The 24,059-nt window shown below is 65.9% G+C and carries 25 protein-coding genes; 11 read left to right on the top strand and 14 right to left on the bottom strand.

The window, feature by feature from the left end:
• Positions 1-23 precede the first annotated feature (23 nt).
• The 4 genes from ACT53N_RS07020 to ACT53N_RS07005 all read left to right on the top strand — a co-directional run bounded on the left by ACT53N_RS07020 (position 24) and on the right by ACT53N_RS07005 (position 1,760).
• Positions 24-248 carry a F0F1 ATP synthase subunit C gene (locus ACT53N_RS07020; RefSeq protein ID WP_004615714.1) on the top strand — a complete coding sequence of 75 codons (225 nt, stop codon included), beginning with the start codon at positions 24-26 and terminating at the stop codon, positions 246-248.
• Between the two features lie 126 nt (positions 249-374).
• On the top strand, positions 375-911 hold the full coding sequence (locus ACT53N_RS07015; RefSeq protein ID WP_476063224.1) for a F0F1 ATP synthase subunit B family protein: 537 nt from the start codon (positions 375-377) through the stop codon (positions 909-911).
• A gap of 10 nt (positions 912-921) precedes the next feature.
• Entirely contained in the window at positions 922-1,431 is a 510-nt protein-coding gene (locus ACT53N_RS07010) for a F0F1 ATP synthase subunit B (protein WP_476063223.1), read from the top strand.
• A gap of 125 nt (positions 1,432-1,556) precedes the next feature.
• Positions 1,557-1,760 carry a hypothetical protein gene (locus ACT53N_RS07005; RefSeq protein WP_476063222.1) on the top strand — a complete coding sequence of 68 codons (204 nt, stop codon included), beginning with the start codon at positions 1,557-1,559 and terminating at the stop codon, positions 1,758-1,760.
• A 58-nt stretch (positions 1,761-1,818) separates the two neighbouring features.
• Here the strand turns inward: ACT53N_RS07005 and ACT53N_RS07000 are convergent, their stop codons facing one another.
• The 6 genes from ACT53N_RS07000 to phnC form a co-directional block, all read right to left on the bottom strand.
• Positions 1,819-3,132, bottom strand: a complete 1,314-nt coding sequence (locus ACT53N_RS07000) for a hemolysin family protein (protein ID WP_476063221.1) — start codon at positions 3,130-3,132, stop codon at positions 1,819-1,821.
• Positions 3,133-3,265: 133 nt separating this feature from the next.
• Entirely contained in the window at positions 3,266-4,309 is a 1,044-nt protein-coding gene (locus ACT53N_RS06995; protein ID WP_476063220.1) for a substrate-binding domain-containing protein, read from the bottom strand.
• Between the two features lie 69 nt (positions 4,310-4,378).
• Positions 4,379-5,635, bottom strand: a complete 1,257-nt coding sequence (locus tag ACT53N_RS06990) for an OprO/OprP family phosphate-selective porin (RefSeq protein ID WP_476063219.1) — start codon at positions 5,633-5,635, stop codon at positions 4,379-4,381.
• A 289-nt stretch (positions 5,636-5,924) separates the two neighbouring features.
• Entirely contained in the window at positions 5,925-6,758 is an 834-nt protein-coding gene (gene phnE / locus ACT53N_RS06985; protein ID WP_476063218.1) for a phosphonate ABC transporter, permease protein PhnE, read from the bottom strand.
• An 8-nt stretch (positions 6,759-6,766) separates the two neighbouring features.
• Complete coding sequence (gene phnD / locus ACT53N_RS06980) at positions 6,767-7,807, bottom strand: phosphate/phosphite/phosphonate ABC transporter substrate-binding protein (protein WP_476063217.1); 1,041 nt, start codon at positions 7,805-7,807, stop codon at positions 6,767-6,769.
• Positions 7,804-8,598 carry a phosphonate ABC transporter ATP-binding protein gene (phnC, locus tag ACT53N_RS06975; protein WP_476063216.1) on the bottom strand — a complete coding sequence of 265 codons (795 nt, stop codon included), beginning with the start codon at positions 8,596-8,598 and terminating at the stop codon, positions 7,804-7,806. The genes phnD and phnC overlap by 4 nt, the downstream gene beginning before the upstream one ends.
• Before the next feature lie 353 nt (positions 8,599-8,951).
• Between phnC and ACT53N_RS06970 the strand changes: the two genes are divergently transcribed.
• From ACT53N_RS06970 to ACT53N_RS06950, 5 genes are all read left to right on the top strand, one after another.
• Entirely contained in the window at positions 8,952-10,211 is a 1,260-nt protein-coding gene (locus ACT53N_RS06970; RefSeq protein WP_476063215.1) for a type III PLP-dependent enzyme, read from the top strand.
• Between the two features lie 164 nt (positions 10,212-10,375).
• Complete coding sequence (locus ACT53N_RS06965; RefSeq protein ID WP_476063214.1) at positions 10,376-11,428, top strand: 1,9-bis(guanidino)-5-aza-nonane synthase; 1,053 nt, start codon at positions 10,376-10,378, stop codon at positions 11,426-11,428.
• 78 nt (positions 11,429-11,506) lie between these two features.
• Entirely contained in the window at positions 11,507-12,283 is a 777-nt protein-coding gene (locus ACT53N_RS06960; protein WP_476063213.1) for an acid phosphatase, read from the top strand.
• Positions 12,284-12,481: 198 nt separating this feature from the next.
• Complete coding sequence (locus ACT53N_RS06955; protein ID WP_476063212.1) at positions 12,482-12,967, top strand: Fur family transcriptional regulator; 486 nt, start codon at positions 12,482-12,484, stop codon at positions 12,965-12,967.
• 50 nt (positions 12,968-13,017) lie between these two features.
• Positions 13,018-13,962, top strand: a complete 945-nt coding sequence (locus tag ACT53N_RS06950; RefSeq protein WP_476063211.1) for a thioesterase family protein — start codon at positions 13,018-13,020, stop codon at positions 13,960-13,962.
• Here the strand turns inward: ACT53N_RS06950 and ACT53N_RS06945 are convergent.
• Complete coding sequence (locus tag ACT53N_RS06945; RefSeq protein WP_476063210.1) at positions 13,959-14,849, bottom strand: alpha/beta fold hydrolase; 891 nt, start codon at positions 14,847-14,849, stop codon at positions 13,959-13,961. The genes ACT53N_RS06950 and ACT53N_RS06945 overlap by 4 nt on opposite strands.
• A 195-nt stretch (positions 14,850-15,044) precedes the next feature.
• Positions 15,045-15,842 (bottom strand): SH3 domain-containing protein, encoded by a 798-nt coding sequence (locus ACT53N_RS06940; protein WP_476063209.1) that lies wholly within the window; start codon positions 15,840-15,842, stop codon positions 15,045-15,047.
• A gap of 82 nt (positions 15,843-15,924) precedes the next feature.
• Here ACT53N_RS06940 and ACT53N_RS06935 point away from each other — a divergent pair, with 82 nt between their 5' ends.
• Entirely contained in the window at positions 15,925-16,785 is an 861-nt protein-coding gene (locus ACT53N_RS06935; RefSeq protein ID WP_476063208.1) for a crotonase/enoyl-CoA hydratase family protein, read from the top strand.
• A 3-nt stretch (positions 16,786-16,788) separates the two neighbouring features.
• On the opposite strand, the gene ACT53N_RS06930 is transcribed toward ACT53N_RS06935, so the two are convergent.
• The 6 genes from ACT53N_RS06930 to ACT53N_RS06905 all read right to left on the bottom strand — a co-directional run bounded on the left by ACT53N_RS06930 (position 16,789) and on the right by ACT53N_RS06905 (position 23,096).
• On the bottom strand, positions 16,789-17,199 hold the full coding sequence (locus ACT53N_RS06930; RefSeq protein WP_476063207.1) for a hypothetical protein: 411 nt from the start codon (positions 17,197-17,199) through the stop codon (positions 16,789-16,791).
• Between the two features lie 66 nt (positions 17,200-17,265).
• Positions 17,266-18,687: an alpha/beta hydrolase gene (locus ACT53N_RS06925; RefSeq protein WP_476063206.1), complete on the bottom strand. Its 1,422-nt coding sequence runs from the start codon at positions 18,685-18,687 to the stop codon at positions 17,266-17,268.
• A 226-nt stretch (positions 18,688-18,913) separates the two neighbouring features.
• Complete coding sequence (locus ACT53N_RS06920; protein ID WP_476063205.1) at positions 18,914-19,678, bottom strand: MipA/OmpV family protein; 765 nt, start codon at positions 19,676-19,678, stop codon at positions 18,914-18,916.
• Positions 19,679-19,781: 103 nt separating this feature from the next.
• Positions 19,782-21,017, bottom strand: coding sequence for a pentapeptide repeat-containing protein (locus ACT53N_RS06915; protein WP_476063204.1), 1,236 nt, complete (start codon positions 21,015-21,017; stop codon positions 19,782-19,784).
• Positions 21,018-21,224: 207 nt separating this feature from the next.
• The gene (locus ACT53N_RS06910; protein ID WP_476063203.1) at positions 21,225-21,932 is read right to left on the bottom strand and encodes a CHAP domain-containing protein; all 708 of its coding nucleotides are present in this window, start codon (positions 21,930-21,932) and stop codon (positions 21,225-21,227) included.
• 69 nt (positions 21,933-22,001) lie between these two features.
• The gene (locus ACT53N_RS06905; protein ID WP_476063202.1) at positions 22,002-23,096 is read right to left on the bottom strand and encodes an acyltransferase family protein; all 1,095 of its coding nucleotides are present in this window, start codon (positions 23,094-23,096) and stop codon (positions 22,002-22,004) included.
• Between the two features lie 124 nt (positions 23,097-23,220).
• On the opposite strand from ACT53N_RS06905, the gene ACT53N_RS06900 reads away from it, so the two are divergent.
• Positions 23,221-24,009 (top strand): TerC family protein, encoded by a 789-nt coding sequence (locus tag ACT53N_RS06900; RefSeq protein WP_476063201.1) that lies wholly within the window; start codon positions 23,221-23,223, stop codon positions 24,007-24,009.
• Positions 24,010-24,059: the final 50 nt, after the last annotated feature.

Below are 24,059 nucleotides of genomic sequence, written 5' to 3'. Positions count from 1 at the left end.
ACCCTTCCTAAGGAGTCTCAATCATGGACGCTGCTGCTGCTAAGTACATCGGCGCTGGTCTGGCGATGCTGGGCATGATCGGCGCGGGCGTTGGCCTGGGCGTGATGTTCGGTAACTACTTCCAAGGCGCTCTGCGTAACCCGACCGCCGCTGCTCAAGAGCGCCCGATGCTCTTCCTGGGCATGGCTCTGACGGAAGCCCTGGGCATCTTCGCCCTGGTTATCGCCTTCCTGATCCTGTTCTCGTAATCCGATCCCTGGGGCGCGGCGCTTCATCGGAAGCGACGCGCTCCATGCTTTTGTTTTCTCGCGCTTCCTGGAGCGGGTCGGAACACGGCCCGCTCCAAGCGCACTAGCTGAGAGGCGCCCTCGCCCATGGCGACGGAACATCACGGCACGACCGAGACGACGGAAGCCCCCCAGAAGCACGAAAGCGGCGGCCTTCCGCAGCTGCAGTTCGAGCACTGGGGTGGTCAGATCGTCTGGCTGCTCATCATCTTCGCCGTTCTCTATGCGGTGCTGTCCAAGGGCCTGCTGCCCCGGGTCAGCGGCGCGATCGACGAGCGCGGCGCCAAGATCGCCGGCGACATCGCCGACGCCCGTCGCATGAAGGACGAGGCTGAAGCCCAGGCTCGCGCCGCAGCGGCGGAAGTCGCCGAGGCCCGCGCCAAGGCCCAGAAGACCGCTGCGGACGCCAAGGCCAAGGCTTCGGCCGAAGCCGCCGAGCGTCAGGCCAAGGAAGAGGCCGCTCTGGCTGAGAAGCTGGCCGCGGCCGAGGCTTCGATCCAGACCGCTCGCGACCAGGCCATGAGCCAGGTCCGCGTGGTGGCCGAAGAGACGGCTGGCGCGATCGTCGAGAAGCTGACGGGCAAGGCGGCTACGGCCGCCGAGCTGAAGTCGGCTCTGGCCTAAGGAGCGAACGATGGAACACCAATCCCTGTTCAGCTTCTCGAACCCGGAGTTCTGGGTTCTGGCCGCCCTGGTGATCTTCTTCGGCCTGCTGGTCGTTCTGAAGGTCCTGCCCGGCGCGCTGTTCGGCGCTCTCGACGGCTACGCCGCCAAGATCAAGGCCGAGCTCGACGAGGCCCAGCAACTGCGTGAGGAGGCTCAAGGCCTGCTCGCGGAGGTGAAGGCCCAGCGCGAGGACGCCGAGCGTCAGGCCGCCAGCATGCTGGAAGCCGCCAAGGCCGACGCCAAGCGTCTGGCCGAGGAAGCCAAGGAAAAGCTCGAAGAGCAGATCAGGCGCCGCGCCGAAATGGCTGAGCGCAAGATCGCCCAGGCCGAAGCTCAAGCCGCCGCCGACGTGAAGGCCGCTGCGGTGGATCTCGCCGCCCAGGCCGCTGAAACCGTCCTGGCCGCCCGTCTGGCGGGCGCCAAGGGCGACGCCCTGGTGGACGCCGCGATCAGCCAGATGGGCGCCAAGCTGCAATAGCAGCGGGTCTCATCGGGTAGACAAGACAAGAGGCGCGGATCGCAAGGTCCGCGCCTTTTTTTCTTGGGCGGTGGGGGGGCTAGCGATAGCTGCCTGAAGGCGGACATCGCTAACGTCGGCGATGGGTGGGGAGCGGACATTGCGCCCTCTCCCATCGGGAGAGGGTCGGGGTGAGGGGGTACGGCGTCCGACGGAGTGCCGGCACGCCGTCAAACCTCGTAACCCCTCACCCTCCCACCGCTTCGCGGCGGGCCCCTCCCTCTCCCTTTGGAAGAGGGATTCTGTTTCGCCTGCAGTCCGCAACGGGTCGACAGCCGCCTCTAACCTAGCGTCAGAACCCGCTCCTTCGAGCGCGACGTCAATGCGGCGTCCGGATGGGGCCGCCACCTACCCCTCTTGGCCGTCCTTCTTGCGCTTGCCGGGCTTGAGGATGACCTTGTCGATCCGCGAGCCGTCCATGTCGACGATCTCGAGGTCGAAGCCGCCGATCGTGACATGCTCGCCCTCGGTCGGCAGGCGGCCCAGGCGGTCGAGGATCAGGCCGGCGACGGTGTGATAGCCGCCCTCGGCCTCGAAGTTTTCGCCCAGGTGGTCGTTGAGCTCCTGGATGTCGAGGCGCGCGTCGATCAGCCAACCGCCGTCTTCGCGGCGGATGATGCGCTTTTCGTCGTCGTCGTGATCTTCCGGGAAGTCGCCGGCGATCATTTCCAGCAGGTCCAGCGGCGTGATCGCCCCCTGCAGCGAGCCGAACTCGTCGACCACCAGGGCCATGTGCAGGCTGGTCGACTTGAAGAGCTGCAGCGCTTTCAGCAGCGACATGGTCTCGGGGATGGCCAGCGGCTGCTGGACGTGGGCCTTCAGGTCCAGCGGTTCGCCCGAGAGGCAGGCGTCCAGCAGGTCCTTCTTGAGCAGCACGCCGACATCGCCGTCGAGGTCGCCCTCGGTGGCGACCACGATGCGCGAATGGGCGCTGGCGCGGATCTCGGTGAGCACCGTCTCGGTGTCGTCGGCCAGCGAGACCCAGAAGAGGTCGCGGCGCGGGGTCATGGCCACGCGCACGGGACGATCGCCCAGGCGCAGCACCTCCTGGATCATCGAGCGCTCCTCGGGCTCGATCAGGCCGGCGTCGGCGCCTTCAGCCAGCACGGCCTCGACCTCTTCGGAGGTGACGCTGGTGTTGCGCTCATCGCGCACGCCCATCAGGCGCAGGACGGCGGCGGTCGAGACGGTGAGCAGGGTCACGAAGGGCCGCAGCACCGTGGCCACCACGGCCAAGAACGGCGCCATGCGGCGGGCGATGGCGTCCGGGAAGATCAGCGCCAAACGCTTGGGCACCAGTTCGCCGAGAATCACCGAGACATAGGTCAGGCCGATGACGACGATCGTCGTGGCGATGGCCTCGGAGTATTGGGCCAGGGCTGGGACGCTGGTCTCCAGCCAGGCGTCCAGCGCAGCGGCGATGGTGGCCTGGCCGTAGGCGCCGGCGAAGATGCCGATCAGCGTGATGCCGACCTGAACGGCCGAAAGGAACCGAGTCGGATGTTCCGACATCTCCAGCGCCAGCTTGGCCCCGCGATCGCCTCGCTCGGCGAAGCCCTGCAGGCGCGCCTTGCGCGCCGAGACAACGGCCAGTTCGGACATGGAAAAGACCCCGTTCAGCAGAACGAGGAAAAGAACGACGACGAGCGCGACGAGGATCATGGCCCTTCAGGGTCAGGGGCGCGTCGCCGGACGGCGACTGCGACCGGCGCATGGGGAGGTCCGGCGCGCCACTATACAAACAAAAACGCCGCGGCCCATAGAGCCGCGGCGTGATTGCCGAAACGTCGCTCTCTTACGAGGCGGGGCGCGTCATGGTCACCTTCTTGGCGACCACGTCCTTCTGGGCGTTGTGCTGGCCCGGGGGCAGCGGGATCAGGCCACGCCCCTGCAGGTAGCCGCCACGGCCCGACGCCGCATCCGAGGTGAACTCGCGCAGGAACTCGTCCAGGCCCGGGGTCACGCCGATGTTGGCCTTCTTGACGTAGATGTACAGCGAACGGGCCAGCGGGTAGCTGCCGTCCGAGATCGTCTGGGCCGAGGGACGCACGCCATTCACAGAGGCGCCCTTGATCTTGTCCATGTTCTCTTCGAGGTACGACCAGCCGAACACGCCCAGGGCGCCCGGGGTCTTGGTCAAGGTGCCAACGATGGCGTTGTCATTCTCACCCGCGTCGATCCAGCCGTCGCCGCGCAGCGGGTCGACCAGGGCCTTGAACTTCTTTTCGTTGTCCGAGCGGATCGCGTCGACCGTCGGATACTTGCGGGCGCCGGCCTCGATGGCCAGCTCGACGAAGGCGTCGCGGGTGCCCGAGGTCGGCGGCGGGCCGTAGACCTGAATGCGGTTGCCCGGCAGGCCGCCGGCGACGTCGTCCCAGGTATTGTGCGGGTTGGGAACGAACTTGCCGCCCTTCAGGACCTGCTTAGACAGGCCCTGATACAGGTGCTCGAGCTTGAAGTTGTAGTCGGCGCCGTCCTTGTCGGTGGCGACCACGATGCCGTCGAAGCCGATCTTGATCTGGATGATGTCCTTCACGCCCTTGGCGGCGCACTGGTCGAACTCGGACTTCTTCATCGGACGCGAAGCGTTGGCGATGTCGGGGAAGCCTTCGCCCGTACCCGAGCAGAACAGCTTGATGCCGCCGCCGGTGCCGAGGCTTTCAACCTTCGGAGCCTTCTTGCCGCTCTTCTTAGCGAAGTTTTCGGCAGTGCGGGTGGCGAACGGGAACACGGTCGAGGAGCCGGCGGCCCAGACATAGTCACGGGCGGCGTGGGCGGGGGCGGCGGCGAGGCCCGACAGGGCGACGGCGGCGGCCGCGCAGGACAGAAGCTTCTTCATGACGAACTCCGGAGGAGACGGATGTGAGGGTGCGGGCGGATCGGTCGACCCGCCCGGATCAGATCGAGATTAGAAGTCGAGCTGGGCGCGCAGCTGGAATTGCTTCACGTCGTAGTCGACGTTCGCGCCGTAATTGTCGGCCTTGCCGTCGGTGTAGTTCGCCTGGAAGCGGACATACGAGGTCGGATAGTAATTCACGCCCAGGGTCCAGCCGGTGTACTTGCCGGCCTGCGAGGTCGCCGGCTTCACCTTCAGGGTGTCGTAGGCGTCGGTCAGATCGGCGAAGTCGTAGCGAACGGCCAGTTCCAGGCCGCCCATGCCGCCGGCCGTGACCGGGTTGAGGATCTTCGGACGCTTGAACTCGCCAGCCATCGGATCGTAATTGCGCATCTCGCCGGTTGGCCAGAACGACACGAACGCATAGCCGACCTTCACCTTCGGATCCGCGCCGACGACGGCGGGGTTCTGACGGGTCACGTCGATGTTCGAGTACTCGGCCTGGACCGAGAACGGGCCGTGGACGTAGGCGCCTTCGAAGGCCAGCGTCTTGTCGCGGTTGCCGATGGCGCCCGTCTGGTACAGCGTCTGGGTGCTGTAGGCCGAGGTGGTGCGGCCGGTATAGTTGAAGGCCGCTTCGTCACCGCGGTTGCGGTACCGGTACGACGCCGCCAGGTGCAGCTTGTCAGTGTCGGTGTTGATCAGCGCATAGTGACCGCGCGCCGTGATCCCGAAGCGCTCCTTGGAGTCGGCCCCGGCATTGGCGACGTCGGCGCTGTTGATGCTGTTGCCCTGCACCGCCACCGTGGCCGAATAGTTGTAGCCCGTGTACTTGGCGACCGCGCTCAGCAGGTAGCTGTCAACGCCGAAGTCGCCGTAAGGACCACGATCCATGAACGTGGTGAAGCGGGTCGAGGTCAGGTTCTCAAGACCGGCGGCCTTGATGTTGCCGAACAGGACCGAGACCTGTTCATTCGGCTTGTACTCGATGACCACGTCATCCCACGAGGCCGCGCCACCGTTCACCCAGCCGCCTTCGGCCTTATACGCGAAGTAGTTGTTGAGCTTGCCTTCGACGCCCAGAAACACTTGGCGACCGCGCATGTTGCTGGTCTTGAAGTCACCGGCCGGACCCGCGCGCTCGACGTCCTGGTTGACGTAGTCGACCAGGATGCGACCGCGGAACTTGAACGAGGTGTCGTCATTGCTGAACTGCGGAGCGCCGCTCCACTTGTAAGCCATGTCTTGAGCTTGGGCGGCGACGCCCATGGTCAGAGCGAGCGCGACGCCCAGCGCCGAACCGGCGACCAGCGAGGTCTTGGTGCTCATGGTGAGAAATCCCCTTCTGCGCCCCTGTTCTCTCGCCCGTTCGTCGAGCGGAGCAGGAATGCTTGGGGGCTTACCGGTGGGACATGACGCTTCCGCCACAGCTTTGTGACGACCAGGCGACAAGCGTTTCCAGGGCGTTAAGCTGTGGCAAAGGGGCCACAAATCGCCGTTGAATCGGCGCGAGATTCTCCGTTCACCGATGACTTGGTCCCCAATGCGGGAACGCTGCTAACAAAGCCGCCTCCCCGGTGGACCGGAGAGGCGGCGATCTGTTGGCGATGTCGCTCGATCAGAGCAGGCGCGTACGGATGATCTGCGAGAGCAAGTCGATCATCGAGACGGCCACCACAATGACCAGCACGATGCAGCCGGTCTGGTCGAACTGGAACGCATTGATCGAGTCGTAGAGGATCTGGCCGATACCGCCCGCGCCGATGATGCCCAGCACCGTGGCGGCGCGGCTCGACGACTCGAAGCGATAGAGGGCGTAGCTGGTCCACAGCGGGGCCACCTGCGGGATTACGCCCCAGACGATCTCCTGCAGCTTGACCGCGCCGGTGGCGCGCACGCCCTCGACGGGACCCTTGTCGATCGACTCGACCGCCTCGGCGAACAGCTTGGCCAGGACGCCGCCGGTGTTGAACATGATCGACATGACCCCCGCGAAGGGCCCCAGGCCCACGGCGGTGATGAAGATCAGGGCCACGACGAGGTCAGGGATCGAGCGGATCAGGTCCAGCACCCGCCGAACCGGCTGCTGCACCCACACCGGCGCGATATTGCGCGCGCCCAAGAGACCCAGCGGGATGGCGACGATGATCGCCAGGGCCGTCCCCCACATGGCCATCTGGATGGTCTGCCACATCTTGCCGATGAACAGGCTCCAATCCATCGACATGAACAGCTCTGGATCGCCGAACGGCTTGAAGAACAGCTGGGCGAAGCCCTGCGTCTTCTCCGTGTCGGTGAACAGCTGCGGAAACTTGTCGATCTCGGCCGGCTTGAAGCTGATGATCAGCAGCAGGATCACCCCGCCCCAGAGCAGGGTGTCGAAGGCCAGGGCCGACGTCGAGCGCTTCGGCGGGGGCGGGATCGCCCCGTCCATCTTTGCGGCTTGGCTCATCGAGGACCTCAGTTGGTCGGCTGAGCGACGACGCCCGCCTTGCCCTCGGCGGCCACGCGCTCGGCCTTGACGCCGTCGAGGGTCTTCTGAGCGGCCGCAATCTTGGCCTGGTCGCCCGCCTCGCGGGCAAGACCGAGCTGCTCGGTCGCTTCCATCTCACGAACCACCAGCAGGTGGGTGTCATCGGCCGGCTTGAAGCCGCCGATCGACAGCTTCTTCAGATAGCCGCGCTGCTGCTCCGCCTCGGGCGTGTCGCCCTGCGCATAGGTCAGGAAGAACTGACGCAGCTTCTCCTTCACGACCGGGTCGATGTCCTTGCGCCAGACGATCGGGTCCTCCGGCAGCGTCGGAGATTCCCAGATAATCCGGATCTTGTCGGTGACGCCCTCGCCGCGCGCCTTGGACAGGTTGATGGCGGTGGAGTTGTTGGTCGAGGCGTCCAGCTTGCCGTTGGCCACCGCAAACAGGTTGGCCTGGTGGTTGGCGCTGATCACCGTCTTGAAGCACTCTTCGGGCTTCTTGTTGGCCGGGATGAACACATAGGTCATCGGTGCGAGGGTGCCCGAGGTCGACTTCTTGTCGCCAATCCCGAAGTCCAGGCTCTTGTCGCACTTGAGCAGGTCCTGGACCGACTGGATCTTGCTGTCGGCCGGAACGATGATCACCGACTTGTAGCCGTCCGTGCCCGACGGATCGAACGTGCGGGCGAACACTTCGCCATTCGCGCGGCGGACCGCTTCCAGGCCCGACTGGTTCGAGAACCAGCCCAGATCCGTCTGCTTGGCGCCCATGGCCACGATCAGCGACGAATAGTTGGACGAGAAGAAGGGCTTCACCTTGAGGCCCGTCTGCTTCTCCATGTCCTTCAGGATCGGCGTCCAGTAGCTCTCCATGTTCTGGGCCGACTCGGTCGACAGGATGGAGAAGGTCACCTCGTTGTTGGCCGCAGGCGCGTCGGACTTGCCCGAGCACGAGGCGAGCGCCAGGGCCGAGAGACCCACAAGCGAACAACGGGCGGCGATGACGAGAGCCGAACGACGGCTGATCATTGGGGAGCTCCTTCCCAGAACACGTCTTCGAATTCCGGGCCGTAGATATCGATGAGTTTTTCGCGCTTCAGTTCGGAGGCCGGGCCGTCATAGACCTTCTGGCCGGCTTTCAGGGCCACGACCCGGTCGCAGTAGCGCAGGGCGTAGTCCACTTGGTGCAAGGTGACGACGACCGTAAGGCCGTCGCTTTGATTCAGGTCACGAAGGATCTCCATGACCTTGCGCGCGGAAACGGGATCCAGCGAAGCGACCGGCTCATCGGCGAGGATGATCTTGGCCTTCTGCACCAACGCGCGAGCGATGGCGCCGCGCTGCTGCTGACCGCCTGACAGGGTGTTCGCGCGTTGAGCCGCATATTCGGAGACGCCAACACGATGTAGCGCCACCATGGCCGCCTCTCGCGTCTCTTTGGGCCACCAGCCCATGAGCCCCTGGAGCAGGGGGATCCGCCCCAGCGACCCGAGGGCGACGTTGCTGAACAGCGACAGGCGGCCGACCAGATTGAACTGCTGGGCGATGAAGCCGATGCGGACCCGCGCCTTGCGCACTTGGTCCGAGACCTTGCCCCGCGCTTGCACGGGACCGCCGAACGCGGTGATGACGCCGTCCCCTTCATCGATGGTCTGCAGACCGTCGATGGAGCGAAGGAGCGTGGATTTGCCCGACCCGGAAGGGCCAATGAGCGCGATCATCTCGCCCCGATTTACATCGAGCGAGACGGTGTCCAGCGCGCGGCGAGACCCGAAGGTCTTCGAGGCGGCGCGGATCGAAAGAACAGGGTCCGACGTCATGGTCGGGGCGAATCCTTAACGTGGTTTCACAGGTTGGGAAATGCGTTCTCCGGTTTGCGGGACGGACGCAACGGATTTGTGACAGTCGCCCGCGTTTTCTGAGCTCGTAAGGGACCGTCACCCACCCAGCAAAGCCCCTGTATTTTCAACCGTGGCGGGGCCTAAAACGGCGAAAACAGTCGCCCCAGACCCTGCGACCCGCGCCTTGATCAATTCGCCCCGAAACGGGGCCGCAAAAGGGTCTTTACATCCCGGATCAATGCCCCTATTTCGCACGGCTCCGGCGGACCCGAAGTCCTCTAAACGCTGCTAACGCCGGCCTGGGTTTAACTTCCAACAGGGGGTTACGTGAATTGCGCACGTACCATTCGCCCCTGGACCTGGTCCGTGAGCGGTCACCGGAACGTCCCGTCGCACTCGTGCGGCCTGACGCGGTTGCCGTAGCTGCGCGCTGGTTCCAGTCCGAATTTAAAGGCGACGTCTTCTACGCGGTGAAGGCCAATCCTTCGCCGTGGGTGATCCGCGAGCTGGCGCAGGCCGGCGTGCGATCCTTTGACGTCGCGTCGTTGAACGAAGTCGAGCTCGTGGCCAACGAGGCCCCGGGGTCGCGCATGGCCTTCATGCACCCCGTCAAGAGCCGGGCGGCGATCTCCGCCGCCTACTTCGACCACGGCGTGAAGACCTTCTCGTTCGACACCCATGAAGAGCTGGCCAAGATCCTCGACGCCACCGGCCAGGCCAAGGACCTCAACCTGATCGTCCGTATGGGCGTGCAGGCCGAGGGCGCGGCCTACAGCCTGTCGGGCAAGTTCGGGGTCGAGATGCACAACGCCCCAGACCTGTTGCTGGCCGCGCGCCGCGCGACCCAGGACCTGATGGGCGTCAGCTTCCACGTCGGCAGCCAGTGCATGCGCCCCACCGCTTTCCAGGCGGCGATGGCCCAGGCCTCGCGCGCGCTGGTGCGCGCCGGCGTTCTGGCCGACGTCGTCGACGTCGGCGGCGGCTTCCCGTCGATCTATCCGGGCATGGTCCCGCCGGATCTCTCCGAGTATCTGGCCGCCATCGACCGCGGCTTCGCCGAGATGATGGTCCATGAGACCACCGAGCTCTGGTGCGAGCCGGGCCGCGCCCTGGTGGCCGAAGCCTCCTCGCTCCTGGTCAAGGTCGAGCTGAAGAAGGGCGACGCGCTCTATCTGAACGACGGGTCGTACGGCTCGCTGTTCGACGCCGCGCACATGAAGTGGCCGTTCCCGGTCAAGCTGTACCGCAAGAGCGGCGAAGTGGTGGAAGAAGGCCTCAAGCCCTTCCGCTTCTACGGCCCGACCTGCGACAGCGTCGACCACATGCCCGGCCCCTTCTATCTGCCGGAGAGCGTGGACGAAGGCGACTACATCGAGATCGGCATGCTCGGCGCCTATGGCGTCGCCATGAACACCCGCTTCAACGGCTTCGGCGAAACCGACGCCGCAGAGGTGCAGGACGCGCCGATGGCCTCGATGTATGGCCTCGCCAAGCGCTCGATCCCGGTCGTTCGTCAGGAGACGGAAGAACGCAAGATCGTCCGCTTCTCGCGTCCGAAGGGCGCAGCCGGCAAGCGCAAGCGCCGTCGCTGATCCGACACGGTTCGTCAGTAGACCGTTTTTGAGTTAAACCGCGCGCCGCGCTCGACGTTTTGAGACGTCGAGCGCGGTTCGTATTTTCCGCTCCCGCCGGTCGCTCCGTCCCGGTGAAGAGCTTGCTTCCACGACGGGCGTCCAAAGTCAGGGAAACCGAAGCGATGAACGCTCCCGTTCCGAACAACCAAAAAGCCGAACTTCTGCAGAAGGTCGTCGAGCACGTCGACATCACGTCGTACGACGCTCGCCCGATCATCGACTCGATGCGCAAGATGTCGTTCAGCTCGCGCGACACCGCCCGCGCAGCCGACATCTTCAACATGGCGCTCGCCGACAAGGGCTGCTCGACCTGGCTGATCCTGGCTGGTTCGACCTCGGCCGGCGGCTGCATGCACGTCTACCGTGACATGGTGAAGAACGGCATGATCGACGCCGTGGTCGCCACCGGCGCCAGCATCGTCGACATGGATTTCTTCGAAGCCCTGGGCTTCAAGCACTATCAGGCCGCCGGCCCAGTCGACGACAATGTCCTGCGCGACAACTACATCGACCGCATCTACGACACCTATATCGACGAAGAAGAGCTGCAGGCCTGCGATCACACGATCCTGGAAATCTGCAACAAGCTGGAGCCGCGCGGCTATTCCTCGCGCGAGTTCATCTGGGAAATGGGCAAGTGGCTGGCGGAAGGCAACGCCAAGAAGGAAGGCTCGCTGATCCAGACCTGCTACGACGAAGGCGTGCCGATCTTCTGCCCGGCCTTCGTCGACAGCTCGGCCGGTTTTGGCCTGGTCAAGCACCAGAAGGAAAAGATCGCCGAGAAGAAGCCCTACCTGATGATCGACGCGGTCGCCGACTTCCGTGAACTGACGGACGTCAAGATCGCGGCCGGCACCACGGGCCTGTTCATGGTCGGCGGCGGCGTTCCGAAGAACTTCGCCCAGGACACCGTCGTCTGCGCCGAGATCCTCGGCGTCGAGGCCGACATGCACAAGTACGCCATCCAGATCACCGTCGCCGACGTGCGCGACGGCGCCTGCTCGTCGTCGACGCTGAAGGAAGCCGCCTCGTGGGGCAAGGTCTCGACCACCTACGAACAGATGGTGTTCGCCGAAGCCACCACCGTGGTCCCGCTGATCGCCTCGGACGCCTACTGGCGCAAGGCCTGGGAAGGCCGCGAGAAGCCGCGCTGGAACAAGCTGTTCGGCAAGTAAGGCTGACGGTCCGGCAGGCTTGATCGGCCGGACTTGAAAATGCAGGGTCTCCGAAAGCGATTTCGGGGACCCTTTTTCATGCGCGTTGTCTGGCTCGTCACCACCACCGCCCTGATGCTGACGGGCTGCGCCACCTTGGGCGGCGACGCGCCCTCCAACCGCTATCTGGCCAAGGGCGCCTTCGACGCGCGCGACCACCTGCCGCCGCCGCCGGCCAAGGGCTCAACGGCCGAGCAGCGAGACCGCGAGATTTTCCGCGCCACCCGCGCGATGAAGGACACGCCGCGCTGGTCTTTGGCCCAGGCCGACAACGTCGAGGAGAACGTGCTGGACGGCTACGCCTGCGCGCTGGGCGTCAGCCCGTCGTTCGAGCGCAATCCCAAGCTCGCCGCGACGCTGCTCCGCATGAGCCGCGACGTCCGCTCCGCGGTGGCCGGCCCCAAGCTGAAGTACCGTCGCCCCCGCCCCTATTTCAGCGAGGAAGGCCCCATCTGCATCAAGCGCAGCCTGGGTCTGGCGCTTTCGCCCGACTATCCTTCAGGCCACTCGACTTGGGGCTGGAGCGTCGGTCTCGTCCTGGCCGAACTGGCCCCCGACCGGCGCGAGGCGATCCTGGCCCGGGCCAAGGCCTACGGCGAAAGCCGCGTGGTCTGCGGCGTGCACAACATGAGCTCGGTCGAGGCGGGTCAGATGAATGCGGAAAATTTGCTGGCGGCGCTGAAATCGTCCGACACGTTCAAGGCTGATCTCGCCGCCGCCCGGGCCGAGCTCGACGCGGCGCGCGCGGCAGGTCCTGCTCCGGACGCCAAACGCTGCGAGGCCGAGGCAGCCGCCCTGTCCAAACCGCTGCTGTAGCCCCAAAGTCCGATTTCCCCGGCGAATGCCGGGGTCCAGATCGAACCCGTGAGCGTATGCCAGGAAACACCGGGCGATGGCGCGTTCACGCCACCCTCTCCGGATGAATCTGGGCCCCGGCATTCGCCGGGGAAATCGGGTCATTCGGCGCGCGCCAGCAAGGTTGCGCCCAGCTCTCAGGCCCTCTACCTCTTGATCATGGCCAACGCCCCTTCCTGCGGACACGACCACCACAATCACGGCGTCCTCGGCGCCGCTCTGGCGGCTGAACTCGATGCGGCCGAAGCGCGCTGCACGGCGGCCGACCAGCGCCTGACGGCGCCCCGCCGACGCGTGCTTGAACTGTTGCTGCAGGCTGGCCAACCGGTGAAGGCCTATGATCTGATCTCCACCTTCGGGGGCGATGGTCCGCCAGCCAAGCCGCCGACCGTCTATCGGGCGCTCGACTTCCTGGAAAAGCAGGGCTTCGCCCACCGGATCGAGAGCCTCAACGCCTACGTCGCCTGCCGCAAGGAAGCAGACGGCCACGCCGCAGCCTTCCTGATCTGCGACTGCTGCGGGGCCACCCGCGAGATCGAGCCCAAGGCCAGCGCCGAGATCATCGCCGCCGGCGAGGCCGCAGGCTATGCGCTGACGGGCGTGACGATCGAGGCCCACGGCCTCTGCGCCGATTGCAGAAGCTGACGAAAGCCCGCTAGACTCGAACAACCGTTCAATCGCGTTTGAGCATCTCCATGACCGCCCAGCCCTTCCCCGGCGTCGAAATCTGGCGCGGCGGGGTCAACACCTGGGACTGCGACGAGATGGGGCACATGAACGTGCGCCACTATGTGGTGCGCGCCCAGGAGGGCCTGATCGGCATGGCCGCCGAGCTTGGCTTGCCGCACGCCTTCTCGCCCCACGCCAATGCGACCCTGCTGGTCAAGGAGCAGCACATCCGCTTCCTGCGCGAGGCCCATGCCGGCGCGCCGCTCTATATGCTGGGCGGCGTGATCGAGATGAGCGAGTGCGAGGCGCGGATCCTACAGTTGCTGATCCATCCGGCCTCTGGAGAATTGGCGGCCACATTCCAGACCACGGTCGTTCACGCCACGCCGCGCGATGGCCAGCCCTTCCCCTGGCCCAAGGTCGCCCGCGAACGCGCTGAGGCCTTGAAGGTCGAGGTTCCGGAACGCGCTCAGGCCCGCAGCATCGACATCTCGCCGTTCACGCCCACCGCCAGCCTCGCCCGCGCTGACGCCTTGGGCTTGGCTCGGATCGGCCTTGGCGGCCTCTTGCCCTCCGATTGCGACGTGTTCGGACGGATGCGGACCGAGCAGTTCATCGGCCGGGTGTCGGACGGCATCGGCACATTCATCCATCCGTTCCGCGACGTCGTGGTCGAGCACGCCGAGCACAAGCCTCAACGGATGGGCGGCGCGGTGCTGGAGTACCGGATCGTCCATCTGGCCTGGCCCCGCGCCGGCGATCGCATCGAGATCCGCTCAGGCCTGCTCGGGACCGACGCCCGGACGATGCGCGTCGTCCACTGGATGCTGGACCCGGCCACTGGCGAGCCCTGGGGGACCTCCGAGGCGGTGGCGATCACCTTCGACCTCGACGCCCGCAAGGTGGTGCCGGTCACCGACGCGGCCCGGGCCGCGCTGTCCGCCCACGAGTTGAAGGGACTGGCGCTTTAAGCCGTCGCCATCTCGAACAGGGCGTCGCGCACCAGGTCGGGGCGCTCCATGGGCAGGAAGTGGCTCGTGCGCTCAACCGTCTCGATCCGCACGTCGCGGCCCCGCCGCGCGAAGCTGTCGCCGGCGCGGCAGGTCGAGTGCTTCTGAGCCTTCAGGATTCTCACCGGCGCCGTCACGCGCCGAACCGCGCGCCAGGGATCGTGCGCCTGGGCGGCGTAGTTCGAGGCTTCCCAGGCCGGCGCGCAGGCCAGGCGCACCTTGCCCTCGGGCGCATCGACCACACCCCCGGCGACATAGTCGGCCAGCATGGTCTCGGGCCAGGTCTTGAAGGCGCCGCGCCCCTTGTAGCCGGCGAAAACCGCCTCGCGATTGTCGAACACCTCGCGCCGCTTCAGCGCCGCCTGGGCGATCGGCAGTTGCATAAAACCCCGCCCCGAGGTCCAGGGCGCCTTGGCGTAGAGATTGGCCAGCCAGGGCATGATCACAGGGTCGAGGAGCAGCAGGCCCTTGACCCGGTCCGGGCGCTCGGCGGCGGCCAGCAGGCTGACGGTTCCCCCCATCGAGTGGCCGGCCAGCACGACCGGCGGTCCGTCCAAGGCGTCCAGTAGACCGACCAAGTCGTCGCGCAGATCCCGCCACGACCGGCGCCCCTTCGGGTCGGCCGGCAAGGTCGTGGCGCCGTGGCCGCGCTGGTCGATCGCCAGGATGCGCAGACCCGCCGCCAGCGGCGAAAGGAGCGTGCGGTAGGTCTGGGCGTTGAAACCGTTGGCGTGCACGAAGACGATGTCGATCGGCCGGTCCTCGGGACCGAACTCCAGGGCGGCGATTTCGCCGCCGGGCACGGCCACCACACGTCGGCGAGGTTCGCGAAAAACGGCCGCGTCCATGGCGTGGCTCCCTTCAAGTGATCGCGCGTAAGGTAGGCCGGTCGCCCCGCCGCGTCCATGGAGCTTGGCCCAAAGGCGGTGATTGGCGGATCGGCCTGGCCTCTCAGGGGCGCCCACCCGAATAAAAAAGGATCGCCCTTCCCGGCGAGAAGGGCGATCCGATTACAAACGGCTGGCTCCCGAAAGGATCCGCCCTTAGGCCTGGGTCAGCTGCCACTCGCCGCGATTGTCGCGGCAGGCGCTGTAGCGCTGGGTCGAGGTCGCCTGTCCGCCGCCCGAGACCGCCGCGTCGATGACCCGGCAGCTGGCCGCCATCTGGCCGGTGGGACGAACCAGCGAGGCGGCCGCATAGCCGACGCCGAAGCCGCTGCGGCCCACCAGCACCCAGCCGCCCGTCGTGGCCTGACCGAGGGCGTCGAACGTCTCGCCCGCCGCCAGCTTGCCAACCACGGCGGTCTTGGTCGACGGGCCCGCGCGCAGGTTCACCGTCGAGGCGGCCGTGTAGGCGCCGGCCGTGGCCGCCAGTGTGGGCAGGCTCTGGACGCCTTGGGCGTAGCGAATGTTGCGACCGTCGATCGGCGGGCCGTAGCTGGACGAGACCACGTTGATGCGGCCCGAGTTGCCCGTGCGGCTGTTGCTCCAGGTCTGGGCGACGCCCGTCTCGAGCGCCTTCTTGGTCGCCTGCTCGGCCAGGGCGGCGTCAGTCGACTGCATGCGGCAGCCGATGTAGGCGCCGGCGGCCGCGCCGGCCGCCGCGCCGACCAGCGCGCCCAGGGTCTTTTCGTTCTTGGAGACCTTGCTGCCCAGCAGGGCACCGGCGGCCGCGCCGATCAGGGCGCCGCCTTCCTGCTTCTTGCCCGAGCCTTCGCACCCGAAGATGCCACCGAGCGGCTTGGATTGTTGGGCCAGCAGGGGCGCGGGCGCGGCCGCCAGGCTGGCGCCCAGGACGGCGGCGATGGCCAGGGCGGTGGCGGGGGTCTTGCGCGTCGTCATGTCGTTTCCATTTTCCGTAGGGTCAGTGTTGTCGCCGCCCTCCCCCCGTTCGATAGTCACGAACAACACAAGGGAGGCCAGCATGAGCAACCAGGATCAGGCGAACTATAGCTGTTTCAAGGTCGAGATCGAGGCTGGCGTCGCGCACATCCAGTTGAAGCGCCCCGAAGCCATGAACACCATGACACGGCCGTTCTGGAACGAGCTTCCCGCGATTGTAAAAGATATTGATGACAATGCGCGGGCGCGCTGCATCGTCATCTCCTCGACCGGCAAGCATTTCTGCGCCGGCATGGACCTGTCGGTGTTCACCGACGACGAGGGCGTCACCGCCCGCCAGGACGCCGACCGCTGGGTGGCGGCCGAGAGCTTCCGCCGCTTCGTGCATCACCTGCAGGACACCTTCAGCTGCCTGGACAAGGCGCGGATGCCGGTCCTCGTCGCCATCCAGGGCGGCTGCATCGGCGGGGCGGTCGATTTCGTCAGCGCCTGCGACATCCGCTACGCCACGACCGACGCCTTCTTCTCGATCCAGGAGATCAATATCGGCATGACCGCCGACGTCGGCACCTTCCCACGCCTGTGCAAGCTGATCCCCGAGGGCTGGGTGCGGGAGCTGGCCTATACCGGCCGCCGCCTGCCCGCCCAGCGCGCGCGTGACATCGGTCTCGTCAACGAGGTGTTCGACACCCACGAGGAAGTGGTCGCCCACGCCCTGGCCACCGCCCGCGAGATCGCCGAGAAGTCGCCGCTGGCCGTGGCCGGCAGCAAGGTGATGATCAACTACGCCCGCGACCACACCATCGCCGACGGCCTGGACTACATCGCCACCTGGCAGACCGGCATGTTCTCCGGTCCCCACATGGCCGAAGCCTTCGCCGCCAAGGCCCAGAAGCGCGACGCGGTCTATCCGGATCTCTTGCCGCTGAAGAAAAAGATGTAGAGCCTATCGGGATCGGCGCTTCCCAGAAGCGCCGATCTGCTCATTCAGCGCCTGAAAGGATCGGACGAGGTCGTCGCAGGCGTGCTTCGACGCTTCGCAGAGCACCTGCATCCGCACATAGACCTTGCCGTCTGGCCCGGTGACGACCTCGCGTCGGACGGCGGCTGGATAGGCAGGATGCCGAGCGTCAGGAAAAGACCAGAGCGCTCGCGGCTGCTGCTGGACAATGATCGTCCAGCCCCCTTGGGCGGAGATCTGGACATCTGGCCGCCCCTTCAGGTCGGCCAGCGCGGCCGCCACTGAGGGATAGTCGATCGGGGACTCGCTAACCTCTGGCGCCGGCCCGCTATTCTGAGCTACGGCGGGGGCTACCGATCCCGCCGCCAGAGCGGCCGCCAACATGATCGCCTGCATCGCACGCCCCTTTACTCAACCAAAGGAGGCGTCATCGATCTGCTGACGTCAAGCCGCTCTTTGCGTTCAGTAGACGAACGTCATCGGCGCATCCGCCGCTGGCAGGCAGCTGCGGTCCACCGGTTTGGTCGGATCCTGGAAGAAGGCTCGGATCATCTTGCGGGCGCACGGATGACGGCTGACGCCGTGGGTGGCGTTGGTGACGATCACCACCTGCGAGCCCTGATAGCCCTTGGCGGCGGCGCGGGTCAGTTCCGGTGGGCAGCCCGGGTCTATCTCTGCGGCCAGGAACAGGGTCGGGATGGCGGTCTTGACCGGCTGCTGCTCGAGCTTGGAGATCGGCCCGAAATCCAGCGCGGCGCAGACGTCATGGATGCGCTGCATCGAGGCGACCATCAGGCGGGCGACGGGGTCCTTCTGCGTCCCGTCGGCCACGGCCGCGCGGCTCTCGAAGGGGATTTCCTCCTTGCACAGGTGGGTCATGAACTGACCCTCGCTGTAGTAGTCACGGCTCTCGACAAACTCGGCCACCGGCGAAACGTCCCCCTCGATGATCTTCCAGAGGTCACGCGGCAGGACGCTGGCGGTGAAGTAGCTGGCGTCCATCAGGTAGCCGCCGAGGTCATCAGCCGTATAGGTCTTGCCATTGATCGTCTGGGGCCCCGCCAGCCAGCGCTCGGCCACCACGGCGAGCTTGGCCTTCAGGTCGGGGTAGCGCTTGGCGCACTCGGCGACCTTCGCGCACTTGGCCATGACGATATCGATCGAGTTCGAGACCATGGCGGGCCCGCCGACCGTCCAGTCGGCCTCCGGCGGCCACGGCGAATCCTGCACCACCGCGCGGACGCCCTGCGGCGCATGAGCCTGGATCGCCGCCTCGATGCGGGTGCCGTAAGAGCCGCCATAGAGGTCGATCAACGGCAGCTTCAGAAGCTTGCGCAGGTCCTGGACGTCCTTGGCGACCTCGACGGCGTTGTAGCGCGACAGGTTCACGCCCTTGGCCTGGAAGGCCTTCATGCAGGCGATGATGGCCTTGGCGTCCTTCTCGGTAGGCGGCCCGGCGTCGGTGAGGTTCGCGCCCGGGCAATCCAGGTTCGGATTGGACTGTCCGCCGCCGCGCTGGTCGATGAAGATCCAGTCCTGGTCGACCGCGACGTACTCCAGCGCCGCCTTGCTCTTAAGCATGCGCGGCAGGCCGCTAACGGCCGAACCGCCCGGGCCGCCGTGCAAGTAGACGACCGGCGGCTGGCCGGCCTTGGGCTCGCTGGCCTTGACGATGGCCACGGCGACTTCGATCCGGCGACTCTTCGGGTCGCCGCGGGTCTCGTCGACGACCAGGGTCGCGCACCGCACCTGCCGCGCCGCGTCCTTGTAGTCGCCCTTGCAAGCCGACGGCTTGAACTGCGGCGCTGCGGCGTGAGCGGCTCCGCTGAGGCCGGCCAGCGCCAAGGCGCCGGCGGCGATCATCCAGGACAAACGCGACATCAAAGACTCCTACGGTTCGCGTGCATCAACACCAAGGTTAATGCGCACCGCAAGGCTCAGCGCGAAATTATGCCCGGATCACCCGCCGTTCGGGGCCAACGCGCCCAACAGCCTGTCTGGTTCAGATGGAACCATCTAAACCAGATAAACCGGCTCTGATTCATATACTTAGAGCGCGTTCGAGCGGTTTAACCGCCTACACTTAAACCCAACGCGCTCTAGCATGGGACTAGAAGCGATAGGCCACCGAGAGCACCGCCGAGGGCTGAGTGGCCTTCACGACGATCGGGCTCTGGCGCGCATCGCCGGTCAGACGGCTGAGGCTGGTGGTCGCGCCTAGGCTGACCTTGTCGTTCAAGCGGTAGTTGGCGCTGAGCGACATGGAGACGTCCTTGACGCCGCCGCCGGGGCGATAGACCGGCAGCTTCGAGGCTGCGGCCTGGGCGGCGCTGATCCCGAAATAGGCCCGGTTGTACTGGCTGTCAGCCCAAGTCGCCGAAACGCTGGGCGTCAGGCTCAGGCGATCAGAGACCCGGATCGGATAGGCCAGGCTGGCGTCCACCAGCGCCCCGTCAACATCGCCGGAGACCACCTTGGTCGCGCTCACCGTGGCCAGCACGTCGCCCAGCCGCATATCCGCCGCGACACGCAACCCGGCGCCGCCATCCAGACGTCCAACGCCGGTCGGCGCGTCGCGTCGGCGATAGCCCGGCACGTAGGTCGCGCCCGCGCTGACCTTCACCGGCGATCCGTCGATCACGGTGTAGCCGACGCCCTTGCGGCCGCTGGCGAAGAAGCGGCCATAGGTGACGTCGATCACCGGGAACGGCATCAGCCGATAGTCGTCCGCGCCCTGATAGGCGGGCGCGTAGACCGCCGCGATCCCGATCACAGCGCGATCCGGGGCGCGCGACTGCGCGGCGGCGTCGGTCGCGATCACCAAGGCGCCCAAGGCCATCAGGCCGCCCGCGGCGAACGTGGAAAGGGAAGTCATGGTGGGCGGACTCCTTGAGAACTACCCCGTGTATACGCGAACGCCGCCGACGCGGATGTGACGATAAAATTAAAAGTTGAGAGCCGGTCGCCAACAGCCGTCGCTAAAGCGAGGCGCCGACGGGCATCTCGGCGCCGCTCAGGTCGGCCCCATCGAGCCGCGCGCCGGAGAGATCAGCCTCGATGAACCTGGCGCGCTGCGCGCTGGCCCCGCGAAGATTGGCGCCGCGCAGCGCCGCACGGGTCAGGTCGGTGCGGACCACGCGATCCTCCGCGATCTTCAGGGGGCCAAGCTTGGCGTCCGTCAGGTCGGCTCTGGAAAGCTGGGCCCCCACCAGCCGAGCGCCGCGCAGGTCGGCGCCGCGCAACTTCACCCCGCGAAGATCCGCCCCAGTGAGATTGGCGCCCTGCAGTTGCGCGCCCTCAAGGTCCATGCCGAAAAAGACCGCTTTGGGGGCCGACAGACCGCTGAGGCGACGGTTTTTCAAGCGGCGCAGCGGACGAAAATCGACGTCAGCGACGCGGGCGATCGCACCCTCACGGCCGTCGGTCTTACAGAACAGCTCGTGCGCTTCCAGCACCTCGTTCAAGGGCAGATCATCGACATAGATGATCGGCGGCGGCGCGCGCAGCACCTCGGTCAGATCCGCGCCGGTGAAGTCCGCGCCGCTCAAGTCGGCGCCCGTCAGAACCGCCCGGCGAAGCGACACCCTGGACAGGTCTGCGTTGTGCAGTATGGCGCCGGTCAAGTTCGCCCCATCCATCACAGCGTTTGTCAGCCGGGATCCTTGCAGGGTGACGTTCGAGAGGTCGGCGTCGGTGAAGTCGGCCTGGCGCGCGAACGCGCCGGACATCTGGGCGCCGTTCAAGTTGGCGCCTTGCAGCATGGCGTAGTCCAGCTCGCCCGGGCGCTTGGAATGTTCGAGGATCCGAAGGCCCTTCTCGTCGTCCTGCACCGCAGTGACGCCTTCGCGCAGATCGCAGTTGGACAGGTTGGCCCCGCCAAGATTGGCGCCCCGCAGGCATGCGCCGCGCATGTCGCAGCGCGAGAGGTCCGCGTCGCGCAGATCGCAATCCCGAAGATCCGTTCCAAAGAGCGTGGCGCGGCTCAGCTTGGCGCCGCGCAACGACGCCCCGCCCAGCAAGGCGCCGGTAAGGTCGGCCTCGGAAAGATCAGCCCCGTCGAGCTCGTAGTTGTTGAGGTTCACGTACTGCAGCGCCGCGCGCCGGCCCTTGGGAACCCCCTTCAGATACCGGGCGTGCGCCTCCAGAACCTCGCGCACCACCGACGGATGCACGTTGCGGATGAGGCTCGGTCGTGACGGTGCGGCGGAAGGCATCGTGCGGGACGGACGCTCAAGGAGGGCGGAATGACGCGGAAACAGCCCCGAGCTTCCCACGACAGCCTTAAGCAACGGTTCAAATCGCGACAGAAAGTCGCATCGCCTCCATCGTCCTGTCTCTGGTGAGACGACGACAGGGACGCATGTTCAGAGGCGCTGGGCGCGAGGCGGACGACTTGATGGACGTAGCCCGAAATCCAGGCCTTAGCGCGGCGCGTTCGGCCTGTTGCTGGTGTCACTCGGCGGTGAACCACCCCCGGTGGCAGCCTCGATCAGGGCCGCGATGCGGTCGGTCGAGTCGGCGGCCTGGTTGATGATGTCCAGCGGCGAGGCGCGAACCGAGGCGGCCACCTGATTGGCGGCGGACTTGGCGGCCGAGACCACGGCGTTCTGAGCCATGGCGATCTTGCTGGTGGCCATGGCGATCTTCATCGCCTGTGCGTCCTGGTAGATGAAGCCGTTGGTCGGATAGACCGTGGTGCCCAGATCGCGGATCGGGTCGTACCAGACCTTGACCTGCGTCCAGTCGCCGTTGGGCGAAACGTCCACGACGGTCACGTCCTTCTCGATCTGGCCGCGGTCACCTTCGATGACCGACCAGTTCGCGTGGGTAACCTGAATGACGCGGTCGGTCAGCACCTGGCTGACGAACGCCACATGGCCAAGGTTCATACGGGCGGTGGGCTTGAAGGAAAGGACCGAACCGATTTTCGGTGCCGAGCCCGTATCGTACTTGCCGGCCGCCTGGCTCCACCAGGTGCGGGCGTCGCCGAAGATCTGGATGCCCGACATCAGACGCGCAAACGGAACGCACTGCCAGTAGCCGTCAGCGTTCGCGCCAGACACCGGCACAAGGCTGATCATGGCGGCAGCGGCCAGGGAACCCAGGAGGGTCCTCGTCCGTTTCGTCATGCTGTGGGTACTCCCCGCGTCACTGGGTGAAGGGATAACCCTACAGGCGATTGGTGAAAAGAGTATTTATCAGGCGCCCGCCTCCGCGAGGCGGCGGTTCCTCCACGTCGACGCCCAAGCTTTCATCCGCTCCCGGAATGGATTCTCAATGACGTGGTAGGAAATCGCGGACAGGGGGACCAGCGCTGAGACAATCAAGATCCAGACCAGCAGCGGCAACTTGTCGCTATCGGTATTCAGGATCTTCGTCGCGACGTTGATCGCCACGATCTTCCAGGGAATGCAGATCATATAGGTCGAGTAGCTGATCTCACCGAGATAGACGAAAATCTTCTGGCCAGCGAAGGCGGATCCCGCCGACGCCAGGCTGGCCAGCATGAAGATCAGCCCGCCCAAAAGCATGACAATGCCCAAATCCGGGGCGCCGGTCTGGATGGCGGCGAGGATCAGCAACGCCATAAGGCCCAGTCCGGGCAAAGTGAGTCGGCTTGGGAACCTTCCCGAGCGCCATAGGGCGTGCAGCGCGCACCCAAGGGCGAAGCACGGCACGATCCGCAGCGCGCCCCACCGGATCGTGGCTTCAGTCAGGGGAAAGCCCGCCAAGGTCTGGAACAGGGGATAGATCACGGCGATCAGCGCCAGGGCGGCCAGAACCGCAGTGATCGGCCGCTCCCGCAAACGCCATGCGAGGAAGGCGAAGCCCGGGAAGGTCAGATAGGCGAACCACTCGGCGGAGATCGACCACGAGGCGTGGTTCCAGCCCGCAACGGGCGCAAAGCCCCAAGCGTGAACCAACAAGAGGTTCGCCGGCAACGACGCCCAGGAGAGGATGTTCGGATCGACCGCCATCCCCGCGAGGGTTCCGACAATCGCCATGCCGCCGACGCCGATCAGCGTCGCCAGATGCAGCGGATAGACCCGCGCCAGTCGGTTCCACAGGAACTCGCCGTAGCGGAACCGCCCCTCGCCAAACCCGGCGAGATAGACGTGGCAAAGAATGAACCCCGACAATACGAAGAACGCCTCGACGCCCAGATAGCCCTTGGCCGCGACCGCCGGCGTGAAGCTCACATCGAGGTTGGGCCAATAGTGGTAGAGCACCACCCAGAACGCGGCAAAGAATCGCAGCGCCGTGAGCGGCTTGATGTGGGATGCTTCGGGCATAAAACGTCCTCCGGCGTCGCTTTTCGATACGCGAGGTCTCGACAAGCAGGGCGCTCGTCCCCCATTTGGTCGCTCTCACGGTTCCGTGCGGGGAGGCGCGGCGCCAGAACCCTATTGGGGACCCATGAACGAAATCCTTAGCCTTGCTGTTGATCCGGCCGCCTGGGCCGCTCTTGTCACGCTCGTCGTGATGGAGGTGGTGCTGGGCATCGACAACCTGATCTTCATCTCGATCCTGTCGAACAAGCTCCCTGAGGAGCATCGGCAGAAGGTCCGCCGGATCGGTATCTCGCTGGCGCTGATCATGCGTCTGGTGCTGTTGTCGACCATCGCCTTCATCGTCGGTCTCACCGCGCCCGTCTTCGATCTCGGGATCAGCGGTCCGGTCGGATCACACGGCGAACCTGGCTTCGAGACCGCCTTCTCCTGGCGCGATCTCATCCTGATCGCCGGCGGCGTCTTCCTGATCTGGAAGGCGACCAAGGAAATCCACCACGCGGTGGATCCCGGCAAGAGCGACGACGTGCTCGAAAAGGACAAGGCCACCGTTGTGATCAACAATGTCGGTTCGGCTATCTTCCAGATCATCCTGCTGGACCTGGTGTTCTCGATCGACTCGATCCTGACCGCCGTGGGCATGACCGAGCACCTGCCGATCATGGTCATCGCCGTGCTGGTGGCCGTGACCGTGATGCTGCTGGCCGCCGACCCGCTGGCCAACTTCATCAACGCCAACCCGACCGTGGTCATGTTGGCCCTGGGCTTCCTGCTGATGATCGGCACCGTACTGATCGCCGAGGGCTTCGGCGCCCACGTGCCTAAGGGCTACATCTATACGGCCATGGCCTTCTCGGCTGGGGTCGAAGGCCTGAACATGCTGTCTCGCAGACGCGACGCCAAGAAGTCGTCATAGCGGCGGCGCGTCTTCAGGAGACGGTCAAACAACAAACCCCCGGGGCGACG

It is taken from the genome of Caulobacter sp. DMC95 (assembly GCF_056313785.1).
The sequence above is the reverse complement of the archived record's forward strand: the minus strand, read 5'-3'. Positions and strand labels throughout refer to the sequence as shown.

Bases quoted from the DNA above. Each gene is read 5' to 3' on its own strand.
- ACT53N_RS06995 (WP_476063220.1), bottom strand. From the start codon at position 4,309: ATGAAGAAGCTTCTGTCCTGCGCGGCCGCCGCCGTCGCCCTGTCGGGC.
- ACT53N_RS06910 (WP_476063203.1), bottom strand. From the start codon at position 21,932: ATGACGAAACGGACGAGGACCCTCCTGGGTTCCCTGGCCGCTGCCGCC.
- ACT53N_RS06920 (WP_476063205.1), bottom strand. From the start codon at position 19,678: ATGACTTCCCTTTCCACGTTCGCCGCGGGCGGCCTGATGGCCTTGGGC.
- ACT53N_RS06945 (WP_476063210.1), bottom strand. From the start codon at position 14,849: ATGGACGCGGCCGTTTTTCGCGAACCTCGCCGACGTGTGGTGGCCGTG.
- ACT53N_RS07010 (WP_476063223.1), top strand. From the start codon at position 922: ATGGAACACCAATCCCTGTTCAGCTTCTCGAACCCGGAGTTCTGGGTT.
- ACT53N_RS06900 (WP_476063201.1), top strand. From the start codon at position 23,221: ATGAACGAAATCCTTAGCCTTGCTGTTGATCCGGCCGCCTGGGCCGCT.
- ACT53N_RS06950 (WP_476063211.1), top strand. From the start codon at position 13,018: ATGACCGCCCAGCCCTTCCCCGGCGTCGAAATCTGGCGCGGCGGGGTC.
- ACT53N_RS06940 (WP_476063209.1), bottom strand. From the start codon at position 15,842: ATGACGACGCGCAAGACCCCCGCCACCGCCCTGGCCATCGCCGCCGTC.
- ACT53N_RS07020 (WP_004615714.1), top strand. From the start codon at position 24: ATGGACGCTGCTGCTGCTAAGTACATCGGCGCTGGTCTGGCGATGCTG.
- ACT53N_RS06965 (WP_476063214.1), top strand. From the start codon at position 10,376: ATGAACGCTCCCGTTCCGAACAACCAAAAAGCCGAACTTCTGCAGAAG.
- ACT53N_RS06915 (WP_476063204.1), bottom strand. From the start codon at position 21,017: ATGCCTTCCGCCGCACCGTCACGACCGAGCCTCATCCGCAACGTGCAT.
- ACT53N_RS07015 (WP_476063224.1), top strand. From the start codon at position 375: ATGGCGACGGAACATCACGGCACGACCGAGACGACGGAAGCCCCCCAG.
- ACT53N_RS06960 (WP_476063213.1), top strand. From the start codon at position 11,507: ATGCGCGTTGTCTGGCTCGTCACCACCACCGCCCTGATGCTGACGGGC.
- ACT53N_RS06930 (WP_476063207.1), bottom strand. From the start codon at position 17,199: ATGCAGGCGATCATGTTGGCGGCCGCTCTGGCGGCGGGATCGGTAGCC.
- ACT53N_RS06990 (WP_476063219.1), bottom strand. From the start codon at position 5,635: ATGAGCACCAAGACCTCGCTGGTCGCCGGTTCGGCGCTGGGCGTCGCG.
- ACT53N_RS07000 (WP_476063221.1), bottom strand. From the start codon at position 3,132: ATGATCCTCGTCGCGCTCGTCGTCGTTCTTTTCCTCGTTCTGCTGAAC.
- phnD (WP_476063217.1), bottom strand. From the start codon at position 7,807: ATGATCAGCCGTCGTTCGGCTCTCGTCATCGCCGCCCGTTGTTCGCTT.
- ACT53N_RS06935 (WP_476063208.1), top strand. From the start codon at position 15,925: ATGAGCAACCAGGATCAGGCGAACTATAGCTGTTTCAAGGTCGAGATC.
- phnE (WP_476063218.1), bottom strand. From the start codon at position 6,758: ATGAGCCAAGCCGCAAAGATGGACGGGGCGATCCCGCCCCCGCCGAAG.
- ACT53N_RS06955 (WP_476063212.1), top strand. From the start codon at position 12,482: ATGGCCAACGCCCCTTCCTGCGGACACGACCACCACAATCACGGCGTC.
- ACT53N_RS06905 (WP_476063202.1), bottom strand. From the start codon at position 23,096: ATGCCCGAAGCATCCCACATCAAGCCGCTCACGGCGCTGCGATTCTTT.
- phnC (WP_476063216.1), bottom strand. From the start codon at position 8,598: ATGACGTCGGACCCTGTTCTTTCGATCCGCGCCGCCTCGAAGACCTTC.